Annotated in this window: 3 protein-coding genes; 1 reads left to right on the top strand and 2 read right to left on the bottom strand. The window is 65.0% G+C overall.

Annotated features, from left to right (window positions below; genetic code table 11):
* Nucleotides 1-549, bottom strand: a 549-nt coding sequence (locus ACFQEU_RS14575; protein WP_379783330.1) for a tRNA(Met) cytidine acetyltransferase TmcA domain-containing protein, incomplete at its 3' end; no start/stop codon positions are given.
* A 130-nt stretch (nucleotides 550-679) separates the two neighbouring features.
* Here ACFQEU_RS14575 and ACFQEU_RS14580 point away from each other — a divergent pair.
* Nucleotides 680-1,129: a UPF0179 family protein gene (locus tag ACFQEU_RS14580; protein ID WP_379783332.1), complete on the top strand. Its 450-nt coding sequence runs from the start codon at nucleotides 680-682 to the stop codon at nucleotides 1,127-1,129.
* Nucleotides 1,130-1,146: 17 nt separating this feature from the next.
* Here ACFQEU_RS14580 and ACFQEU_RS14585 read toward each other — a convergent pair whose 3' ends face one another.
* Nucleotides 1,147-1,872, bottom strand: a complete 726-nt coding sequence (locus tag ACFQEU_RS14585; RefSeq protein ID WP_379783334.1) for a nucleoside phosphorylase — start codon at nucleotides 1,870-1,872, stop codon at nucleotides 1,147-1,149.
* Between the last annotated feature and the right edge of the window lie 501 nt (nucleotides 1,873-2,373).

Below are 2,373 nucleotides of genomic sequence, written 5' to 3' on the forward strand. Positions count from 1 at the left end.
CCGCGGCGGGTCGGTGAGCCCGTCGCGTTCGATCGCCGCTCCGGACGAGTCCGACGCCTCCGAATCGGCTGAGAGCCGGACGATCGCGACGCCGGGGTGCGTCCGGAGCGTCCCCACCAGCCGCTCACGGAACCGACCGGTGACGTCATCGAGGGTGAACGGGGGCACCGCGAGCGACTCGTCGAACCCGTCCCGTACGGCCGGCCAGTCATCGAGGTCGGGCGTCAAGAGGACGAGGAGTCCGCCGCCGTCGACGGCCCCGACCGCCCGGCCGAGCGCGTTCGGGACGAACTGCTCGTGACAGTCGAGGACGACGATATCTCGGGTGCGCCCGAGGAGCGCGTCGGTTCCTCGCGGGCTCACGCGTTCGAAACGGAACCCCTCGCGCGTGGAGACCATGGTGACCGACTCGTCGGCGACATCGGTGGCCTCGATGGCGTCGTACGCGGCGTCGACCCCGCGGTCGCGGTCACCGGCGAGGACGAGGACGCGCCGCTCGTTCGCCCGCTCGGCCTCCCGCCGGAGTTCCGTCGCCAACCCTGCGATCATCGCCGTTCCTTCCGCGGCGGGTCGGATGTGTCTTGCCCTCTACGGTCACACGCCCCGGACCGCACGCGTCGATCCCTAGCCGTCGGTCGCGGGCGGGAGGCTTACGACACCGGGGCCCGTTCCCCCGGATATGCCTACGGTCACGCTCATCGGCTCGCGGCTCGCGGACGCGGGTCGCGAGTTCGTCTATCAGGGGGAGTCGCCCGACTGCGAGGGCTGTCCCTACCGGAGCCAATGTCTCAATCTCTCCGTCGGGACTCGATACCGGATCACGGACGTGCGCGAGAACGCACAGACGCTCGACTGTGCGGTCCACGACGCTGGCGTCCGGGCCGTCGAAGTCGAGCCCGCGCCGGTGCCCGCGAACGTTCCCTCGAAGGCCGCGTACGCGGGGAGCCTCGCGTCGCTCGCGGGGCCGTGCCCCCACACCGAGTGCCCCAGCCACGAGTACTGCGTCCCGGACGGGGCAGATTTCGACGACGAACGCCGGATCGACCGGGTGCTCGGTGAGCCCCCACACGACTACTGCGCGCTGGACCGGGAGCTGACGCTCGTCGAGTTCAAAGCGGAAGAGGAGTGAGTCGCCCCGACCGATCCTTATAACCCGGTGACCGCGTCGAGCGTGATCCGGATCGCGCGCTCGACGTTATCTTTCGCTTTCTCGGGGAGCTCGTCGTCGGAGTCCGCCCCCTTCTGTGAGCCGGCGACGAGGTTGCCGTCGACGGTGCAGATCGCGCCCGCGGCGAGCCCCTTGCGACGGGCCAGCGAGAACAGCGTCGCGGCCTCCATCTCGATCGCGAGCAGGTTCGCGTCGTTCCAGTCCGCGACGTACTCCTCGCTCTCGTTATAAAAGGCGTCGTCGGAGACGATCGGTCCGACGTGGACGTCCTCGTCGTTCGCCTCCGCGCCGTCGACGAGGGACGACAGGACTTCGTAATCCGGAACCGCGGGGTACACCGCCGACTCGTAGCGCTTGCTCGTCCCCTCCTCTTTGGCCGCCCCCGTCGCCACGACCATGTCGCCGACCTCCATGTCCGCCTGGAGCGCGCCACAGGTGCCACACCGGAGGAACGTCTCGACGCCGACGCGCGAGAGTTCCTCGACGGCGATGGCCGCCGAGGGGCAGCCGATCCCGGTCGAGCAGATCGTGAGGTCGACGCCCTCGTAGGTCGCGTTGACGACGCGGTACTCGCGGTTCTCCGCGACGAGCTCGCTGTCGTCACAGAGGTCCGCGATGCGGTCGACCCGGCCCGGGTCGCCGGGAACGATCGCGATCTCGTGGACGTCGCCCTCCTCGATCAGCAGATGCGGCTGTTTCGCCATACGCCCCGAGAGCACCGCCGCGCGCAAAAACGACCCGGTAGCGGGCCGAAGGACTACGGATGGCTCGCGAACCGGATGAAGAGAATTCATATAGCAATGAGAGGTTTATGCATTCGATCTTGTTGGATGGTTGAGACTAGAGTGGGATTCTGATCAGGACTACCAGTATCTGTTTTCTGAATCTCCTCCGTATATCGTGTGTAAGTTAGCGTTGAATTAGTGGTTAATTAAAGTCAGTTAGTTTGCGCATCTACTTAACGATGACACCAGTAAGAACGATTGAGGGTGTCATAGAACAGTTCGCACACCCAGCTGTGGCTCCCCGACAACGGTAAGTACAGACGAACGCTGTATCACATTGTGCCGTAATCTACTCAGTATCTGTCAGGAACAAGCTGCTGAATATAGAGGATGCAGTCAGCACGAGAACTGCGTTATTTTCCCCAACTGAATTCTGAATAAGCCGATAGAGTGTGCTTGCGAACTCAGCGTTGGTCTTAT

This window comes from Halorubrum tibetense (genome assembly GCF_042661865.1).
Taxonomy (GTDB): domain Archaea; phylum Halobacteriota; class Halobacteria; order Halobacteriales; family Haloferacaceae; genus Halorubrum; species Halorubrum tibetense.